Consider the following 19,971-nt stretch of genomic DNA (forward strand, 5'->3'; position numbering starts at 1 on the left):
GCTTGCGATAGAACCAAAACATTATAATTTGAACATGGAGAAAAAACGAATACACATCTTAGAAGACGATCAGGAGATCAGAAACGTTATTGAAATTTTATTGAAAGAAGAAGGCTTTGAGTTACAGCTTTCATCATCTTTTGCAGAATTGAAAAAGAATATCCAGGATGCCATGCCTGATCTTTTCTTACTTGACGTGATGTTGCCTGATGGGAACGGAGCAGAAATCTGCGAGGATTTAAAAACTGATATTTTTACCAAACACATCCCAATTATTGTAATGTCTGCACAGAACAATAGCGAACAAAAAGCTATTGATGCATTTGCTGATGATTACATTAGCAAACCATTTGATATTTACGATGTTTTGGAGCGTATTAATGCACAGTTAAAGCGCAGTGTAGAAAACAGAACAAAAGTATAAACAGGTATTATACATTACATAAAAAAGGGAAGCTGTTTAGTTTCCCTTTTTTATTTCCTTAGGATTGTTTAACATCCTGCCCTTTGTTAAACATAACAAACCGCTTGGAATCACCAATCCGCTGAGGAACGGAGGCGTTTGATACAATGGCATAATCTTCAGTGTTTTTATTAATGAAAACACCTGCACCGATGATGTTGTAGCTACCAATAACCACATCTTCTTTTACGGCCGAATTAATGCCCAAAAAAGAATTCTGACCTATGGTTACATTTCCGGCCAAAATGTTGCCCGAGAGCAGCACGTTATTGTTGATGGTAGAGTGGTGGCCTATTCTGCTGCCAATAAGCATGCAGTTGTTGCCTATGGTTACAAAAGGCTGTATATCGCAGCATTGATCTATAAAAGTATTTTCGCCGATGACAAGATCGGGCCATACATTGGCTTTTGATGAAACGTAATTGGCAAAGCTGTAGCCGGCATCACTTAACTTATTGTATACGCTTTCTCTTGCGCTGTTTCTTCCTATTGCAATATGCATTTTATGGGCATCGGGAGGATAATCTTTCTGCACCTGGGCAAAGCTCAGGATAGGTAAGCCCAACAATGTACTGCCAGCCGGCGGTACATAAGCATCGTCAACACAAAAAGCAAGAACGTTGTAGTTGCTATCATTCATAAATGAGTAACAAATGAACTCAGCCATTTTCCCAGTTCCATAGATAATAACTTTCATAATTTAAATTTTGATAAGCCACTAATTTATACATTAAATAGGCTTTAAAACCTCCTGAGCGTATACTGTACACTTATTGATTAGCTGGCTTTACAGTTTCACAATTGCGCAATCCAACCGTATCAAGGTCAAGTTTTTAGACCATGTTTTTTAGATGTTAAACGTTTTATATGCACGCAAGCAGGTATTGTATCTTTTTGATCATTTTATGCCGCTACCGCGGTGCTGCAGTTGATCTATTGCTAGGGGTAAATTAATCTGTAAAATTGATTGCACAAAAATGAATAAATACGAAATATCGGCTTCTTCTTGCTTGAAAAATAAATGTCTGGCAGAATAAAATGATGAAAATGTATACTCGATATAGACCAGATTTTAGTTAGCTCACTAAAAAACACAAAATTTGCCCCAGAATATTGTAGTATTAAGCAGCTTTTTCAAATGTTAAATCAATTTCTGACGTTTTTTGAATTTTCGGGCTAAAATTTTCCTCGAAAACTGGCTTTTTTGGCCAAAAATCTGGCGGGGAATTTTTACATCTTCTGCTCCATAAAATTTACAGATCATGTATAATATATCAGTGCATTATTTCAAATAGTGTGCATGCTGTTTCTAAATTATACAATTTAAATACAACCTAGGAAGGGCTATAAAACATTGGGGCTTAATTGCATAGATTAGTTCTCAATAAATCGAACCACAAACTAAATCATTACTTAGGCTATGAAGAAAGTAATTTTATTTATCGCAATAATATATACATGCATTATTACAGGATGCGCCCCAAGAAGAGACCTGGTATATTTCAGTAACCTGGCTAAACAAACCAGTGAAGAGAAAGTACAGAGTCAGGAAGTAAAAATTCAACAGAACGATCTACTTAGTATTAGTGTTAACAGTTTAAATCAAGAATCGAATGTACTGTTTGCATTAAACACCCGAAACCCAAATGCCGATAACAACTATAAGGTAGAAGGTTACAGGGTTAACAAAGAAGGAATGATTAACCTGCCGGTAGTTGGAAATGTAAGATTAGAAGGATTAACCATAGAACAGGCTCAGGCCTCTATATCAAGAGAGCTCGATAAATATGTAAAAAAACCTGTTGTTGATGTTCAACTGATCAATTTCAAGGTTACGGTAATAGGAGAGGTAAACAGGCCTTCGAGTTTTACGGTACAGGGCGATAATATTAACCTTTTGGAAGCCTTAGGTATGGCTGGCGATATGACTGTTTATGGTAAACGCGAAAACGTACTGGTTATCAGACAGCAGGATGGGCAGCGCATAATGAAAAGGCTTAACCTCAACAATCAGGATGTAATGAACTCTCCGTTCTTCTACCTTAAACAAAACGATGTGGTGTATGTAGAGCCTGATAAATCTAAAGCTATAGAGTATAGTCCCAATACCAGGATCATGCCTATTGTAATTGCATCAATATCTGCTGTAGCAGTATTAATAACAGCTGTTTTAAACCGATAACGTCTCTTAAAAACTAAATCATGTCTAAACAAATTGTAAACGGTGGCGCAAGGGATTTTGCAGAAACTATGACAAGGTTTGCCAGAAACTGGCCATACTTTGTATTGAGTATGATCATATCCATGGGAGCAGTTTATGCCTTCTTGTACATTACCCCTCCAAAGTATAAAGTAAGCAGCACGCTTTTAATCTCTGATGATAAAAATGGGGCTGCCATGTCGAACAGCACAGCCTTTACCGATCTGAACATGTTTCAAACGGTTAAAACAGTAGATAACGAAATTGAAATACTAAGGTCAAGGGATCTGATTTTTAAAGTACTGAAAAAACTGAACCTGGAAACTTCTTATTTCAAGAAGCAGGGCTTCAGGTATAAAGAACTATACGGTAAAACAGCTCCGCTGGTAGTTACTGCTGTTAGCTTAAAAAATGGTGCTTATGCCCGTAAAATCAATATTTCTTATCTTGATGAGATTTCCTACATCATTCAGGACAGTTTAAATACCAATATTGTAAAGTATGGAGATACCATACACAATAAAAATTACGCCATTAGGGTGGATAAGGGCCTAGCCTATAAAAAAGAATATGGCAAGATTAAAATCCAGTTTAAAAACCTGTATAAAATGACTGAGGCTTATAGCCTGGTTTCACTAAAGATAGTTCCGGTTGTTAAAGATGCGAATACCATTACCATCAGCCTTAACGACGCTGTTCCTCAAAGGGGTATCGATATTTTGAACGACTTGATTGAAACCTATAACATCAATAACGTTAACAATAAAAACACAATAGCCCGAAACACCATTAAGTTTATCGATAACCGGTTAAAATACCTGGTACACGATCTTTCTGGAACAGAAGAGGATGTTGAAAATTATAAGCAGCAAAACCGTGTTACCGATATCAATATGGATGCACAGATGAATGCTGCACGCTCTGGAGAATACAATCAGCTTTTAGAAACCTCGTCGGTACAATTGCGCATACTATCTTCTATTGAAGGGTATTTTAGAGGTAAACAAAGCCAATTTAACCTGGCCCCAAGCGCAATGGGGCTAAAAGATCCTATTTTAAACTCGCTTATCTCCCGGTTTAATGATCTTCAGTTAGAGCGTAACAGGATGTTGCGCACGGCCAATGCAGAAAATCCATTGGTACTGAACCTGAACGAGCAATTGGCCACTTTAAAAAACAATATCCTGGAAAACTTGACCAGCATTAAACAGGGCTTTGTTATCGAAAGGAATAATTTAAGGGCCAACTATTCGCAGTTTGACAGTAAAATCAAATCTGTTCCAACAATTGAGCGGGGTTTATTAGAAAGAAGCCGCGAGCAAAGTGTAAAATCAGGTTTATATAAATATCTGTTGCAAAAACGGGAAGAAACAGCTTTATCATTATCAGCTACCGTTCCAACTTCGCAGGTGGTAGATAAACCGGCCTATAATACCATTCCGGATAGCCCAAAACAACCGCTCTTGTATCTGTGTGGCTTTATTTTTGGCTGTTTTGTTCCGGCAGGCGCTATTTACATCAGAGGGTTCTTTAACAACAAAGTTCAGGATGCGAGTACAATTGAATTAACCGGCGCCAAAATGCTGGGTGAGCTTTCTCATAACCTGGATAAAAGCACCATTGTGTTTCAAAAAGATAACCGCTCTACCATTTCTGAACTGTTTAGGTACATCAGGATGAATTTAGGGCTCATGTCCAACAATGCCGAAAACAAGGTAATGCTGGTTACGTCGAGCATGAAAGGAGAGGGCAAAACATTTTTCAGTGTAAACCTGGCTACCACATTGGGCATGCTGGATAAAAAAGTGGTGGTGCTGGAGTTCGACCTCAGAAAACCTGACCTACTGAACAAAGTGGGCATGAAACAAACGGTTGGCTTAACCGATTACTTAATTAATGATAATGTTTTTTTAGAAGATATTATCAAACCAACCAGCGTATCAGATCATGTATCGGTTATCGGTTGTGGCAAATCGCCTGAAAACCCTGCTGAGATTATGATGAGCCCAAAAATGGGGCTATTGTTTGATGAGCTGAAAGAGCGCTTTGATTATGTGATTATCGATACCTCGCCGGTTGGGCAGGTGGCCGATGCCTTTAGTCTTGCCGAATATGCCGATGTGAGTATTTATCTGGTAAGATACAATTACACCAACAAATATCAATTGGCCATACTGAAAGATATCTGCGAAAATAACAAGCTTAAAAATCCGATGGTTGTTTTTAACGATGCCAAAAGAGAAAAAAATCAAAAATACAGCTACGGTGGCTACGGTTATGCTATGGCAAACTAAAACTACCCTGCTTTTGTGAATACCAATACCTAGTACCAAATAAACGTCCCCAACGGTTTAATTTACTGCTTAATTGATTAACTGGTTAAACAGGTTAATTGGTGAGCTGTAATAGCAAATGTAATTGTTTAGCAAACGCAAGGATGCTAGCCATTTATGATGCAAAAGGTTACAATTAACCAATTCTTACAATTTGAACCATTAGTCAGTTCAACTCATTACAACAATAACAAAAAATAGTCATGTAAGTGATATAGCGAAGCTGTATCCAACGGGCTAAACTAACAGGTTTACCATCATTATTACCTACTTCATGTAAGTGATATAGCGAAGCTTTATCAAATCAGCTCAAAATAAATAACCCTATAGAAAAAAATGGAATCTAAAATTAACTTCAGACCCTCTTTCGCAAAAAAATGGTTTGTGATTTACACCCGCCCCCGTTGGGAGAAAAAAGTTGATAAACTGCTGCAAGAGCAGGGTTTTGAATCTTTTTGTCCTGTAAGAAATGTAGAAAACCAATGGGCCGACAGGAAGAAAGTAGTTAGCCTGCCGCTTTTTACCGGCTATGTATTTGTTCGGATTGATGAGCGCGATGGTTTTAAAGTGAAGTTCGTACAAGGGGTTTTAAATTTTATCAATTATATGGGTAAACCTGCTGTGGTAAGAGATGGCGAAATAGACCGGCTTAAGCAGATTATGGATGCCTATAACGATGTAGATGTGGTAAGCTTATCCGGCGTTTCTAAAGGCGACCGTGTAAGGATCAGCAATGGTCTTTTCCACAATCAGGAAGGGGAAGTTATCCAGATCCAGGGCAAACATGTACTCATGTCGTTCGATCATTTAGACTGTGCCGTAGTAACCAGAGTACCTTTAAGCAACCTTACATTCACCGCAAAACCACAACAACACTATGTATAATTCTGAAAATCATTTAAAGATGACGGTAATCGGCCTTGGGTATGTTGGTTTACCATTGGCAGTCGAATTTGCTAAAAAATATAAAGTATTCGGTTTTGATATTAATCAGACCAGGATAGATGAATTAAAAGCAGGTCAGGATAGTACATTAGAAGTTTCGGAAACGGATTTAAACAATGTGCTTACTTTCGATTGCACTACACTAAAAGGCTTATACTGCACCAATGAAATAGAAAAACTGCGTACATCATCCGTTTATATCGTAACGGTTCCAACACCGGTTGATAAAAACAACCGACCAGATTTAACCCCTTTATTGAAAGCCAGTGCTGTTGTAGCCAAAGTGCTAAAAAAAGGCGATATAGTGGTTTACGAATCAACTGTTTACCCTGGTGTAACTGAAGATGAATGTGTGCCGATTTTAGAAAAAGGATCAGGCCTTGTTTTCAATAAAGACTTTTTTGCAGGTTATTCTCCTGAGCGGATCAATCCGGGCGATAAACAGCACACGGTAGCCAATATATTAAAAATCACTTCGGGCTCTACGCCAGAGGCTGCCGAGAAAATTGATAGCCTATACCGTTCGGTAATTAATGCCGGTACCTATAAAGCCTCATCAATTAAAGTGGCCGAGGCGGCAAAGGTAATCGAAAATGCACAGCGCGATATCAATATTGCTTTTGTAAATGAGCTGGCCATGATTTTTAACCAGATCGGTATCGATACTTCTGAAGTATTGGCTGCAGCGGGAACCAAATGGAACTTTTTAAATTTTAAACCAGGTTTGGTTGGCGGGCACTGCATTGGTGTAGATCCGTATTATTTAGCGCAAAAAGCACAGGAGGCTGGCTATCATCCTGAAATTATTTTAGCCGGCAGGCGCGTAAACGATGGCATGGGCAAGTATGTGGCCGATCAGATGATTAAAAAAATGATCGCCAGAAACATTCATATTGTTGGGGCAGAGGTACTTGTTTTGGGTTTTACCTTTAAAGAAAACTGCCCTGATGTACGCAATACCAAAGTAATTGATATTGTAAGGAGACTGGAAGAGTACAGGGTAAAGGTCACCATTCACGATCCATGGGCCAATGCCGAGCAGGCCAACCACAATTACGGCATCATCTGCGAAAATGGCTCTTCTAAAACCAGAAAATACGATGGCATTGTGTTGGCAGTAGCGCACGAAGCTTTCAATGGTTTAAATATTACTGAGCTGCGCAAACCAGAATGTGTGGTATACGATATTAAATCGGTACTGCCACAATCAATGGAAACGGTTCGTTTGTAAAGCCATGAGTTTAACATATAAAGCGCGGTCGGGCATTATATGGTCGATTGGACAGCAGTTTAGTGTTAAATTCATCAACCTGTTCATCACCATTATTTTAGCCCGCTTATTAAGCCCAGCCGAATTTGGCTTAATCGCAATGCTCTCCATTTTTATAGCCATTGGCAATTCGTTGATGGACAGTGGCCTTACTTCATCTTTGATCAGAACGCGAACGGCCGGCCAGAAAGATTTTTCGACCATATTTTTTTTTAACCTCTTTGGCAGCATCGTAGTTTACGGTGTTTTGTTCTTTGCAGCACCATTGATAGCCGATTTTTACAGGCAGCCACAGTTAACCAGCATTGTCCGTATTTATGGGCTAACCTTTTTGATCAATGCATTTTTTAGTATCCAAAATACATTGCTTACCAAGGAGATGAAGTTTAAGCTGCAAACGGTAATTCAGATACCTGCAGTGGTAATGGGCGGGTGTTTGGGCATTTATCTGGCAAAAAATGGTTACGGCACCTGGAGTTTGGTATGGATGAGCTTACTCAGCGCAGGTATTTCTACCATTTTACACTGGATATATTCAGATTGGCGGCCACGTTTGATCTTTAGCAAGAGAAGTTTTAAAAAACACTTCCATTTTGGTTATAAAATGACGCTTTCGGGCCTGCTCGATACCGTTTATCAAAATGTTTATACGGTAATTATCGGTCGGTTTTATGCCGCGGCACAGCTTGGGTTTTATGCCAGGGCTGATAGTTTAAGCCAGTTGCCCATCGGTATTATTTCGACCGCAATTAATAAGGTTACCTATCCAATGTTTGCCAACATCAGCAATGATGACCTAAAGCTGAAAATGATATACAGCAGGTTAATGCAACAGGTTTTATTCTGGAACGCGCCCATACTGATTTTTTTGGCACTGGTGGCCCAACCTTTAATCTCGCTGCTTTTAACCGATAAATGGTTGCCAGCAGTACCCTATTTCCAGATTTTATGCATAGCCGGGATTCTTTACCCGCTGCACGCTTATAACTTAAATATCTTAAAGGTTAAAGGCCACAGCGGACAGTTTTTAAAGCTCGAAATTGTAAAAAAAGTTTTAAGTGTAATTGGAATTATCTGTGTAATCCCATTTGGTATAATGGGCCTGCTTTACTTCCAACTCTTTTTTACTGTTTTTGCCTATTACATTAATTCCATTTACAGTGGCCGGTTAATCAATTACCCACTTAAAGAACAACTTCAGGATATAGCACCTATTTTAATGCTGTCAAGTCTTTTAGGTTTAGCCTGTTATTGTTTGGATAGTTGGTGCATGGCACATTACAACATCAATAATTTTCTCCGAATAATCGGCTTAAGTATCATATACGGTGGCTTTTATCTAGGTATAAGCAGCAGTATCAGATTGGCCGCACTAGTAGATTTTAAACAATTAATCCTCAAACAATGATACCTGTAACTAAACCCTTTTTGCCTAAACAGGCAGATTTTAAAAGCTATGTAAGTAGCATTTGGGCCAGACAGTGGCTCACCAACAATGGTCCCTTGGTAAATGAACTGGAGTTAAAGTTGCAGCAGTATTTAGAACTGCCACATTTATTGTTTGTTACCAACGGAACAATAGCCCTGCAGCTGGCCATACAGGCTTTAGATGTTAAAGGTGAAATTATTACCACACCGTTTTCTTTTGTAGCCACTACCAGCAGCATTGTTTGGCAGGGCTGTACGCCGGTTTTTGTTGATATTGACGAACAAACGCTTAACATAGATCCTGCAAAAATTGAGGCCGCCATTACCCCGAATACATCGGCCATTTTAGCTACACATGTATTCGGTAACCCTTGCGATATTGAAGCTATTGACCGCATTGCGAAGAAACATAACCTAAAAGTAATTTACGATGCAGCACATTGCTTCGGAACAAAATACAAAGGCAAATCTATTTTTTCCTACGGCGATGTGAGCACCACAAGTTTCCACGCTACCAAATTGTTCCACACCATTGAGGGAGGCGCAGTATTTACGCAAGACCCCGATATCTTAAAACGGATGGCACTGATGCGCAATTTTGGTTATAGCGGGGTCGATACTTTTTCGGAAGTAGGCACCAATGCCAAAAACTCAGAATTCCACGCCGCAATGGGGCTTTGTAATTTAAAGCACATCGATCAGATATTGAGTAAACGTGAAGAGCTTTCCAAACATTACTACATGCGGCTGAATAAAATTGACGCACAGTTTCAGGTCATTCAACCAGATACCGATTTTAATTACGCCTACTTTCCGGTAATCTTTAGATCGGAAGATGTGATGCTCGATTGTATGAAACAGTTAGAACTGGTACAGGTGTACTGTAGAAGGTATTTCTATCCATCATTATCGGCCCTGCCATACATTGATAAAATAAACATGCCAATCTGCGATTCTATTTCAAAACGCATTATGTGCCTTCCACTGTACCATACCTTAACCAGCTCTGATCAGGATTTGGTGGTAAGGATCATTTTAAGAACACAAAATTACCGCAAAAAACAAGTTATCAAACTTGCAGACTATGGTAGCTTGGTTAATAACAACAACGTAGGGGTAGCGGTTAATGGTCGTTAACAGCAATATTTATTATGAAAAAAGATAACGCAGAAATTATGGTTAGCATCTTTTGCATAACCTACAACCATAATAAATTTATTGCCAAGGCGCTCGATGGCTTTTTAATGCAGCAATGCAATTTTAATACAGAAATTATTATTGGCGACGACTGCTCTACAGATGGTACTACCGAAATTATTGATGAATATGTAGCCAAGTATCCCGATAAAATTAAACGGTTAAAGGCGCCGAAAAACATTGGCGCCACTCAAAATGTTATCCGGGTAGCTTTAGAAACCAAAGGAAAGTACGTAGCCACCTGCGATGGGGATGATTATTGGACTGACCCCCACAAACTGCAGAAACAGGTTGATTTTTTAGAAAACAACCCTGACTACATCATGTGCTGCCACTACACCCGCGAAATTAATTTTGATGATACCGAGCTGTTTTACATGGACTTTAACCCTAGGCCACTAACGTATAGCTTTAGCGATTTAATTGTAAATAAACAGGTAGAAACATGTACCGCTACCATTGTATACCGCAATATAGATGCCATCAGAAACCTGTATAAAAACGATTGGTTTTTAAAATGCCATGCCTGCGATAAGTTTTTAAAACTTTATTGTACATGGGTAACCGGTAAAAAAGTTTATGTACTACCAGAGGTAATGAGCTGTTACAGGCGTCATCCAGGAGGGATATGGAGCCCGGTATCTTATGTTCCGTTAAAGAAAATGCAGTTAAGCGATTTTAATATGATTGCAAAGATTTTCACTTACACAGGTTTGCAGAAAATTAAGCTTTTGCATTTCTACTTAAAAAAATATTTCCTTTTCGAAGTGAAACACAAAACATTCGGAAACGCTTTCCAAACGATAAAAACGATTGTAAATTAATTCGAAATGGCTACTAAATTATGCTTCGTAATCAACAGTTTAGAGGGTGGTGGAGCTGAGCGGGTAATTAGCAACCTGGCCAATCATTTTAGCAATAAAGATTGCAGTGTTACCATGATCTGCCTTAATACCGCTCAGGTTAAATACCATATCAATGAACAGGTTAAAATTGTAAACCTACTCGACAGAAAAGACAATCAAAATTTCCTAAACAGAATTAGGTACGGCTTTTTAACCTTTTACAGGCTACTTGTTTTATTAAAGAAAGAAAAGCCGAACTGTACCATCTGTTTTATGACATCGGCAAATATCTGGGCAGGTTTAAGCTGCATGATTTTAGGTTTGCCGTATCTGGTTTCTGAAAGAACAGCTTTAAATACCACTTTAGATCAGTACAATAAATTATTACAATGGTTTGTATTCCATATCTATAGAAAATCAAAAGCAATTGTGCTGCCGGCATTTGGCATGTTTAGCGGGTTTAAGCGGATTAAACAGTTTGAAAAGCTGCATAATTTTAAAACGATATACAATCCGATCCATCAATTTGTAAAACCAAACCTAAACGCGGTTAACAACAAGCCGTTTATATTATCAGTAGGTAGGTTAAGCCACGAAAAAGGCTTCGATTTGCTCATTGATGCTTACCAGCGTTTAGCTTTATCAGATGTAGATCTCTTGATTTCGGGCGAAGGGCAGGAACGGGAAAACTTAGAAAAGCAGATCGCTGAGCTAAACTTAACGGATAAGGTTAAGCTAATTGGCTTTAAATCTAACCTACAGGATTATTATGCACAGGCTGATGTTTTTGTACTCTCATCCAGAAATGAAGGATACCCCAATGTACTGGTAGAAGCTATGGGTATGGGATGTGCCTGTGTGGCAATGGATTGTGAGTTTGGTCCATCAGAAATTATCGACCATGGAGTTAACGGCTTTTTAATCAAAAACAATGATATACAATCACTTTCAGATGCTATAGGTAAACTATTAAGTAACAGTAAATTGAGGGATAGATTTTCTGCAAAAGCCAAACTGATTAACGAAACCAATTCTATAGAAAAAATCTCAGCTAATTGGGAAGAATTAATACTGTCATGACCAAAAAAATTATGTTTCTCTTTTTGTTGTTTGCCTACGTGTATGCCACAACATTCAACATCTTCATGACCGGGATTTTTAGAATTCCTGCACCAATGGTTTTTCTGGCACCATTAATTTATTTCTACAGAACAGATGTTACCTACTTTTCTTACGGTAAAGAGTTACTGGTGTTTTTTATAGCAGCCTTATTCTTTTACCTGATAGGCCAGGCAGATGTAACGGGCTTTTTTGCCTTGTTAATCGTGGCGGTTTGTTTCGCCTTGCTGTTTAATTATGTTATTGGCAGCGATTTACAACGGATGAACATTGCGGTGGGTTTCTTTTTCGGCGTTTTATTGTTATCGGGCCTCATCATGTTTGTCGATCACCAGTACAACATGGCGCCTATACGGTCGCTTTTGGTACAGGAAGAAGTACTACAGGCACCCGCAGGCATATCAACAACTATTTTCACCTTTGGCTATCAAATGGCAGCGTTGACTCCATTTTTAGTCGTTAATGCAATACTATTTAAGAAAAGCTGGATAATTAACCTTCTCTTATTTGGATTATCGCTCTCTCTTATTTTCTTTGGTATGCAAAGGTCGGTTTTAGTGGCTTTTGCCGCTGTGCTGGGCCTGTTTTTTCTAAGCTATTACAAAGCCAGATCCATATTGATATTTGGCGCCTTGTTTGCCATATTATTTGTGGCACAAAGTTCATTGGATCAATTTTCTGGCGATAAAAAGCAACAGAACATTTTAAATAAAAGTGCCGAAAATGCAAAAGGGAAAGAAGAACGCGGCGATTTGATGGGCGAAAACATACAGATCATTGCCGATTATCCATTTGGTTTGCTCTTTTACGGAAAAACCTGGAACGATGTGGTACAGCACAACTTTGTGTACAAAAAAGGCCCTATCGTTATCACCTCGCACAATGCTTATCTCATGTTCATTACCTACCTCGGGCCCTTGCTCGGGTTTATTTTGCTCATTTTACTGTATCAAAAAGTAGGTAAGGTAATTTTTTATGCTTTTCTGCACATTAAAGATAAGAAGAATGCGCTGCTGGTTTGTTTAAGTTGCTCTTTCATTGCCATATCCATCAATTCATTTTTTCATAACGAGTGGCTTTTGGCTACCAGTGGTCCAACGCTGTTTCTCTACTTTGCCATTTTACAGCTTTCGAAAATTAAAATGGAAGATCCCATTTTGGTTGAATACAAATAACAGTTCTGTTTTTCCCAATCCCGATAGGTTGAAATTAACACCATTAAATTAACGAATATGAATATCCCATTCTCACCACCATTTATTGATCAATCAGTGGTTGATCAGGTTTTAGAAACCCTAAACGATAAATGGATTACCACTGGGCCTAAAGTTAAAGCCCTTGAACAGGAAATTAAGAGCATTACAGAAACTGATGAAGTGATATGTGTAAACTCATGGACATCGGGCGCCATTTTAATGTTGAAATGGTTCGGCATTAAAGCTGGCGATGAAGTGATTGTGCCAGCCTATACTTACAGCGCTACTGCATTGGCAGTGCTGCATTGCGGCGCAACCCCGGTGATGGTTGATGTTTCAGACGATTTTAATATCGACCCTGATAAAATAAAAGCAGCCATTACCTCAAAAACAAAAGCCATTATAGCTGTTGATATTGCTGGATGGCCCTGCGATTATACATCTATAAGCAAGATCATTACCAGCGATAAAGTACAGAAAAAGTTTAAATGCGAATCGGAAAAACAGCTGTTGCTAAAAAGGATACTGTTAATTTCTGATGCCGCACATTCCATTGGCAGTTTGTACCACAATAAACCAGCTGCAAAACAATGCGACGTTACGATATTTTCTTTCCACGCGGTAAAGAATATTACTACTGCAGAGGGTGGGGCCATCTGTTTAAACCTGCCTAAGGCTTTTGATCATGGAGCGGAATATAGTTACTTAAAAATGTATACGCTTAATGGGCAGAATAAAGATGCCCTCTCCAAATCAAAAGGTGCTGGTTGGCGTTACGATATTCTGTTTCAGGGCCTAAAAATCAATATGCCCGATATCTGCGCAGCCATTGGGTTGGCCCAGATCAGAAAATACAATCAAGATCTTTTGCCCAAACGCAAAGAAATTGCCCAAAAGTACTGCGAAGGCTTTGAACACGAAGATTGGTTTATTGCACCACCTTTGGTAAGCACACAAAGAGAATCCTGCTATCATCTTTTCCCATTGCGGGTTAAGGGATTAACAGAGGCACAGCGCGATCAGGTTATTGATGATCTGGCCTCCTTGGGTATTGCAACCAATGTACATTTTATTCCGATGCCCATGCTTACCCTGTTTAAAGATCTGGGATATAAAATAGAAGATTATCCGACGGCCTATCAAAATTATGCCCACGAAATTTCACTTCCAATCTATCCACAGTTAACTGATGTTGAATTAGAATTCATTATCCATTCCGTAATCAGTTGTGTAAACATTCAGTTAAACAGCATCAGTGCTGACGATGAAAATTTTATAGTACATAAACCAATGGCAGTAGCATCATGAAAATAGATAAAAAAAGAGCATTCGATATTGTTTTTTCAGTCTTGAGCTTAATCTTGTTCAGTCCGGTTTTGATCCTGATTGCGATTTTAATCAAGCTCGATTCAAAAGGTCCTATTTTTTTCAAGCAGATCAGGGTAGGAAAGAACATGAAAGATTTCCATCTGGTAAAATTCCGCACCATGAAAATGGTACAGAGCAACAATAGCTTATTAACCATTGGCAACCGCGACGACCGCATAACCAAAGTAGGCTACTGGCTAAGAAAATATAAGCTCGATGAGCTGCCGCAGTTGCTCAATGTATTAAAAGGGCAGATGAGCTGCGTGGGGCCACGGCCTGAAGTTAGAAAATATGTTAACCTCTATAACGAAGAACAGCGTTATGTCTTATCAGTAAAGCCTGGCATTACCGATTGGGCTTCGGTTGAGTTCTGTAACGAGAACGAACTGTTAAAGCATGCCGAAAATCCCGAAGCGTACTACATCGAACGCATTATCCCTGCAAAAATTAAGCAGAATATGCGGTACATCAGAAAGAACGATATGCTTACCGATTTTAAAATCATTTGGTTAACGATTAATAGGATTGTCATCAACTAAAAGAACATGTGCGCGCTCAAACAAACGATTACAGAAGAAATTGGTGCAAAGAAAAAAGTTTTCTTTATACTGAGTTCATTAACTTCAGGAGGTTCGGAAAGGGTTTTTTGGAACCTGGCCCAAGGCTTCAACAAAGATAAGTTCGATATTACCATTGTAATTCTCGACTCGACAGTAAATTGCTTTTCGATGGATCTGGCCGGTGTCCGCTTTATCGACCTGAAAACAAAAAAAGCTTCGAAATCATTCTTTTCGTTATATGCTGTTTTGAAAAAAGAAGCACCATATGCCGTTTTTTCTACTACCGATCATATCAATATCCTGGTTTCGCTGGTAGGCAGGTTTTTAAAAATCCCGATGCTCATTGCGCGGGCTTCCAACATCCCGCACGAACAGCGGCTGTTTGAAGGTTTTAAATCGAGATTTTACGAACTCTTTACCCGTTTAAGCTACAGCGGGTATAGGCAGATTATCTGCCAGTCGGAGGAGATGAAACAATCGCTGATGGATACTTATAATGTTAACCAAAAGCTGATCAAAGTAATTGCCAATCCAGTACTTCGAACCGATAAGCTTAAAGTAGATACCACTCCGGTTAAAGTTTACAAATTACTGGTAGTAGCCCGTTTCGCCTTAGAAAAAGGATTGGAAAGGCTGGTTGATATTATGGCTGGCCTACCTGAAAATTACCATCTCGATTTTGTGGGTACCGGTGTGTTGAAAGACAAAATCAGACAGAAAATCAGCAATCTCCAGCTTGATAACAGGCTTAAGATAATCGGGGAAATAAAAAACATCCACGAAGTAATGGTGCAGCACGATTTAATGGTGCTCAGCTCTTATACAGAGGGTTTTCCGAATGTGGTTTTAGAGGCACTCACTGTTGGCCTGCCAGTGGTAACCTTTAAAGTAAGCGGCATACCGGGATTAATTATAGATGGTTTTAACGGTTATGTGCTCGAACAGGACGATTTAACTGGTTTTAGGGCAAGAATTATCGAGGCCTGCACCCAAACCAAATGGAACCGGGCAGAGATCAGACAAAATGTATACGAAAAATGTGCGCTCGATAAGATCAGCGCTGAATATGAAGAATTAATCAATTAACAACTCAAAAAAATAAAGCTATGTGCGGAATATACGGCTCAACTATACCTTATCCAGAAGAGGTTATACGTGAAAAAATGGCAAGAATCAGTTTTCGTGGACCAGATTATACCGGTATACAACGTTATGATCAGGTAGTTTTTGCGCATAACCGATTGGCGATTATCGATTTAGATGCACGTTCTAATCAGCCATTTTCTTATCAGCATTTACACATCGTTTTTAATGGCGAGATATACAATTACAAGGATATTAGAAAAGAACTTGAGGCTAAAGGTTACCAGTTTAGCACCAGTTCTGATACCGAAGTAATCTGTGCTGCTTACCTGGCTTACGGCGCAGCATGTTTAACCCGTTTTAATGGGATGTTTGCTTTCGTGATCTACGATTCGAGGAATAACGAACTGTTTGGCGCCAGAGACCGTTTTGGTAAAAAGCCTTTTTACTACGCACACGATCATGCATCGTTCGAGTTTGCCAGTCAGCCATCGCAGATCAGTATTGATAGGGGCTTAAGTGTAAATGATGAAGCCATTAGCCAATATTTAATATGGGGCTATGTGCCGGAACCACAGTCTATTTACGCAGAAGTAAAACAACTGCCTGCAGCCAACTACTTTAAATACGATTTAAAAGCCCATAAAATTAAAATTACCGAATACTGGGCTTTAGATTACGGCTGGAAAAACAAATTTGCCGGAAGCTACGATGAAGCTAAAGAAGCTTTAGAATTGATTCTGACAGATGCCGTTAAAATTAGGATGAATGCAGATGTGCCGCTTGGTGTGTTCTTATCCGGCGGAATTGATTCATCGTTAATTGCAGCACTGGCCACAAAGGAAATTGACCATGTTAAAACGTTCTCAATCAAATTTAACGAGAAAGGTTTTGACGAAAGCGCATACGCTACGCAGGTAGCAAAACATTTAGGTACCGATCACCATACCATTGAATGCAATTACAATGATGGTATTCAGCTGATAGAAAACTTTAGCCGGTATTACGACGAACCATTTGCCGATTCGAGCGCCATACCAACCATGTTGCTGAGCAAAAACACCAGGGCACATGTAACCGTTGCACTAAGTGGCGATGCAGGCGATGAAGCCTTTTTAGGTTACCACCGCTACAAATGGATTAAACAGGTAAACAGTTTGTTTTATGCACCGCTGGGTGTACGCAAAGTTTTGGCCGGTTTAATTCAGCAATCATCCAGCTACAGGCACAAACTAATTGCCATGGGTATTTCTATGGAAGATGTAGAAAAGCTTTATGTAAAGATGTTTGGCAATATGGAAAACTCCTGGGTACAGCAACCAGATCTGGCGAAGTTTAACCCACTGATGCATATCCTGACCAATCCGGCCAAACCGCTGTTAGAACGTGTATCCGATTTTGATATCAAAACTTATTTAAACGGCGATATCAATACCAAGGTAGACCGGGCTTCGATGGCTTTCTCATTAGAATCGCGCTCTCCACTAATGGATTACCGGGTGATGGAATTCTCGAGAACATTGCCTACCGCCTTTAAATACAGCAGTGGCAACCAAAAACGCATATTAAAAGATTTGCTTTTCGAACGTGTTCCAGCCAATTTGTTTGATAGGCCAAAAGCAGGATTTACCATGCCTTTCGAAAACTGGTTCAGAAATGAATTAAAGGAATATGTGATGGATAATTTATCAGCAGATAACTTGAAAAATATCCCGGGCATTCACGTAAAAAGAACCCAGGAAATCATCGACGAGCACATGAGCGGAAAGTGGAACAGGTATCCGCAGATATGGAAACTCTTGGTGCTTTCTCAATGGCTCATCAAAAATAAATCAACAGCACAGAAAGTTTCATTAGTAGCCTAAAGCCATGAACGCAACGGTTAACCTCTTCAATAAAATCTTCACTGCCGATAAATGGAACATTGGTTTTATCCATCAAACACCTGAGGAGCTGATCAAAAACCAAAAATTAGCCCCGGCCATTAACTGGCTCGATGAAGATAGCATAGATTATGCTGCTGATCCTTTTGTGGTGAATATAGATAATGCCCCCAGAATTTACTACGAAGAACTCGATTTTTGGAAAGGTAAGGGCGAAATTATGATGATAGATGGACTGGATTTTAAGAACAAAAGAAAAGTATCCGGTATTAAACCCGATAAGATCCATTTATCATATCCCTATCTCATTGAAGAAAAAGACGGTTTGTACTGCATACCCGAAACTTCTGAAACTAAGGAAATAAGGCTTTATAAAGTTGATCAAGATCACCCAGATCAGTTGAATCAAATAAAGGTTTTGGTTAGCGGAAAAGCTTTCGTAGATAGCTCGCTCATTTACCATAACCATAAATACTGGTTGTTTACCAGTGTATCTGGCGATCTTGACCATCTTTATATTTACCATGCTGCTACCATAGATGGGCAGTATACCGGGCATTACCAAAACCCCATTCCTGTAGAAAAGGAATTTTGCAGGGCCGCAGGTAATTTATTTAAGGTGGGCGAGTCGTTATACCGGCCAACACAAAACCCGGTTAAAAACTACGGTGGCTCTATCATTATCAATGAAATTGAGCTGCTGAACGAAAAAGAGTTTAGGGCAAGCCACAAATTCGAAATATTGCCTGATAAAGCATATAACAAAGGACTTCACAATATCAGTTTTGCCGATAACATGATTGTAATAGATGGCAAACGGAAAGTACTGAGCGCCATTATGCCGCTTAAAAAGTTGATCAGAAATTTTAAAAACAGATAGTAGATCGGAATGAACACGCCTCAACAAAAAATTATTTTCATTTCGTTAACAGATGCCCCTAACGGCGCAGAAAATGTACTGTTCATGATGGCCAAGGCCGTTAATGGCGAAATGGTTTTTTTAAAGAAACAGCGATTTTCAGGATTAAAAGTTTCAGAAAACATCACCAAGAGATATTTATCCAGAAAAAGCATCTTTTGGGGCTTTGTAAAACTGGTTCCCTTGCTGCGCAACTACAAGCGTGGCGATATTGTAATGAGCACCCATCCATACCTAAACGCTTTTTTAGGTTTTTTAAAAAGGATGGGTTATGTAAGATCTAAATTGATTGTAAGGGAATGTACTTCTGTTTTTACCCGTTTTACCGGGATGAAGAAACGCATTTACAGCCTGATTTACAGAATGGGGTACCCAGGCGTTAACCTGGTAGTTTGCCAAACAGCTTTAATGAAACAGCAACTGCTGGAGCACAATGCTTTCCTTGCTAAAATGAATGTATTGGTTCAACCTAACCCAGTTGATATTAACCATATTATCAGTCAATCGGTTAAACCTTTGGTTAATGGCGATGCAAAACTCGATTTTATCTGCTCTGCAGGAAGATTGATCCCAGAAAAGGGTTTTCCAATCCTGATTGAAGCTTTTAAAATGATCAAACAGGATCATCCACAGCTTAAATTGCTGCTGTTGGGCGAGGGGAAAGAGCGCGGACAGTTAACCACTATGATAGCGGCCAACAATTTAACTGATTCTGTTTTTTTGAAAGGCCAGATAGATAATCCGGCACCTTACTTTAAACAGGCAAAGTTGTGTGTGGTTTCATCAATAAAAGAAGGCTTCCCAAATGTGCTGCTCGAAATGATGTCGGTAAACAGCGCGGTTGTATCAACCCTCTGCGCAGGCGGGATAGCCGACATACCTGCCATTGCAAAAGTAGAAGTAAACAACGCAAAAGCCCTTGCAGCGGCAATGCACCAGACACTCAACAACAAAACAAACAGCGATACAGCAATTGCACAGCAGTATTTGTATAACCGCAGGCCAGAAATATTTGCCCAGTCGATTTTAAGCGCCTTAAACTAATTTAAACCCAAAGCCATAGCAAAATTTATTGTGCCGTACCACTACGGCAAGCTTTGCTGTGTAAAGAAATAACTAAAAATCCATGCCTCTTAAAGGGGCTATCCTTAACTGTTTCTCA

Annotated in this window: 17 protein-coding genes; 16 read left to right on the top strand and 1 reads right to left on the bottom strand. The window is 39.3% G+C overall.

The window, feature by feature from the left end; genetic code table 11:
* Nucleotides 1-34 precede the first annotated feature (34 nt).
* Nucleotides 35-424: a response regulator transcription factor gene (locus ACS5PU_RS04490; protein ID WP_439458075.1), complete on the top strand. Its 390-nt coding sequence runs from the start codon at nt 35-37 to the stop codon at nt 422-424.
* Between the two features lie 58 nt (nt 425-482).
* On the opposite strand, the gene ACS5PU_RS04495 is transcribed toward ACS5PU_RS04490, so the two are convergent.
* Complete coding sequence (locus tag ACS5PU_RS04495; protein WP_439458076.1) at nt 483-1,160, bottom strand: acetyltransferase; 678 nt, start codon at nt 1,158-1,160, stop codon at nt 483-485.
* 723 nt (nt 1,161-1,883) lie between these two features.
* On the opposite strand from ACS5PU_RS04495, the gene ACS5PU_RS04500 reads away from it, so the two are divergent.
* From ACS5PU_RS04500 to ACS5PU_RS04570, 15 genes are all read left to right on the top strand, one after another.
* Entirely contained in the window at nt 1,884-2,645 is a 762-nt protein-coding gene (locus tag ACS5PU_RS04500) for a polysaccharide biosynthesis/export family protein (protein WP_439458077.1), read from the top strand.
* 20 nt (nt 2,646-2,665) lie between these two features.
* Nucleotides 2,666-4,957, top strand: a complete 2,292-nt coding sequence (locus tag ACS5PU_RS04505) for a GumC family protein (RefSeq protein ID WP_439458078.1) — start codon at nt 2,666-2,668, stop codon at nt 4,955-4,957.
* Between the two features lie 375 nt (nt 4,958-5,332).
* The gene (locus tag ACS5PU_RS04510; RefSeq protein ID WP_439458079.1) at nt 5,333-5,881 is read left to right on the top strand and encodes a UpxY family transcription antiterminator; all 549 of its coding nucleotides are present in this window, start codon (nt 5,333-5,335) and stop codon (nt 5,879-5,881) included.
* Nucleotides 5,874-7,172 (top strand): nucleotide sugar dehydrogenase, encoded by a 1,299-nt coding sequence (locus tag ACS5PU_RS04515; protein ID WP_439458080.1) that lies wholly within the window; start codon nt 5,874-5,876, stop codon nt 7,170-7,172. The genes ACS5PU_RS04510 and ACS5PU_RS04515 overlap by 8 nt, the downstream gene beginning before the upstream one ends.
* 4 nt (nt 7,173-7,176) lie before the next feature.
* Nucleotides 7,177-8,619, top strand: a complete 1,443-nt coding sequence (locus ACS5PU_RS04520) for a lipopolysaccharide biosynthesis protein (protein WP_439458081.1) — start codon at nt 7,177-7,179, stop codon at nt 8,617-8,619.
* A complete protein-coding gene (locus tag ACS5PU_RS04525; RefSeq protein WP_439458082.1) occupies nt 8,616-9,776 on the top strand; it encodes a DegT/DnrJ/EryC1/StrS family aminotransferase in 1,161 nt (386 codons plus the stop codon). Before ACS5PU_RS04520 ends, ACS5PU_RS04525 begins: the two co-directional genes overlap by 4 nt.
* A gap of 14 nt (nt 9,777-9,790) precedes the next feature.
* On the top strand, nt 9,791-10,660 hold the full coding sequence (locus ACS5PU_RS04530; protein WP_439458083.1) for a glycosyltransferase: 870 nt from the start codon (nt 9,791-9,793) through the stop codon (nt 10,658-10,660).
* Between the two features lie 6 nt (nt 10,661-10,666).
* Nucleotides 10,667-11,761 (top strand): glycosyltransferase family 4 protein, encoded by a 1,095-nt coding sequence (locus ACS5PU_RS04535; RefSeq protein WP_439458084.1) that lies wholly within the window; start codon nt 10,667-10,669, stop codon nt 11,759-11,761.
* Nucleotides 11,758-12,975: an O-antigen ligase family protein gene (locus ACS5PU_RS04540; protein WP_439458085.1), complete on the top strand. Its 1,218-nt coding sequence runs from the start codon at nt 11,758-11,760 to the stop codon at nt 12,973-12,975. The genes ACS5PU_RS04535 and ACS5PU_RS04540 overlap by 4 nt, the downstream gene beginning before the upstream one ends.
* 57 nt (nt 12,976-13,032) lie before the next feature.
* A complete protein-coding gene (locus ACS5PU_RS04545; protein WP_439458086.1) occupies nt 13,033-14,304 on the top strand; it encodes a DegT/DnrJ/EryC1/StrS family aminotransferase in 1,272 nt (423 codons plus the stop codon).
* Nucleotides 14,301-14,903 carry a sugar transferase gene (locus tag ACS5PU_RS04550; RefSeq protein ID WP_439458087.1) on the top strand — a complete coding sequence of 201 codons (603 nt, stop codon included), beginning with the start codon at nt 14,301-14,303 and terminating at the stop codon, nt 14,901-14,903. Before ACS5PU_RS04545 ends, ACS5PU_RS04550 begins: the two co-directional genes overlap by 4 nt.
* 6 nt (nt 14,904-14,909) lie before the next feature.
* On the top strand, nt 14,910-16,010 hold the full coding sequence (locus ACS5PU_RS04555) for a glycosyltransferase (protein ID WP_439458088.1): 1,101 nt from the start codon (nt 14,910-14,912) through the stop codon (nt 16,008-16,010).
* Between the two features lie 20 nt (nt 16,011-16,030).
* A complete protein-coding gene (gene asnB, locus ACS5PU_RS04560; RefSeq protein WP_439458089.1) occupies nt 16,031-17,872 on the top strand; it encodes an asparagine synthase (glutamine-hydrolyzing) in 1,842 nt (613 codons plus the stop codon).
* A gap of 4 nt (nt 17,873-17,876) precedes the next feature.
* Nucleotides 17,877-18,770: a glucosamine inositolphosphorylceramide transferase family protein gene (locus ACS5PU_RS04565; protein ID WP_439458090.1), complete on the top strand. Its 894-nt coding sequence runs from the start codon at nt 17,877-17,879 to the stop codon at nt 18,768-18,770.
* Between the two features lie 9 nt (nt 18,771-18,779).
* Nucleotides 18,780-19,853 (top strand): glycosyltransferase, encoded by a 1,074-nt coding sequence (locus ACS5PU_RS04570; RefSeq protein WP_439458091.1) that lies wholly within the window; start codon nt 18,780-18,782, stop codon nt 19,851-19,853.
* Nucleotides 19,854-19,971 lie beyond the last annotated feature (118 nt).

The organism is Pedobacter sp. GSP4, assembly GCF_051857575.1.
Classification (GTDB): Bacteria; Bacteroidota; Bacteroidia; order Sphingobacteriales; family Sphingobacteriaceae; genus Pedobacter.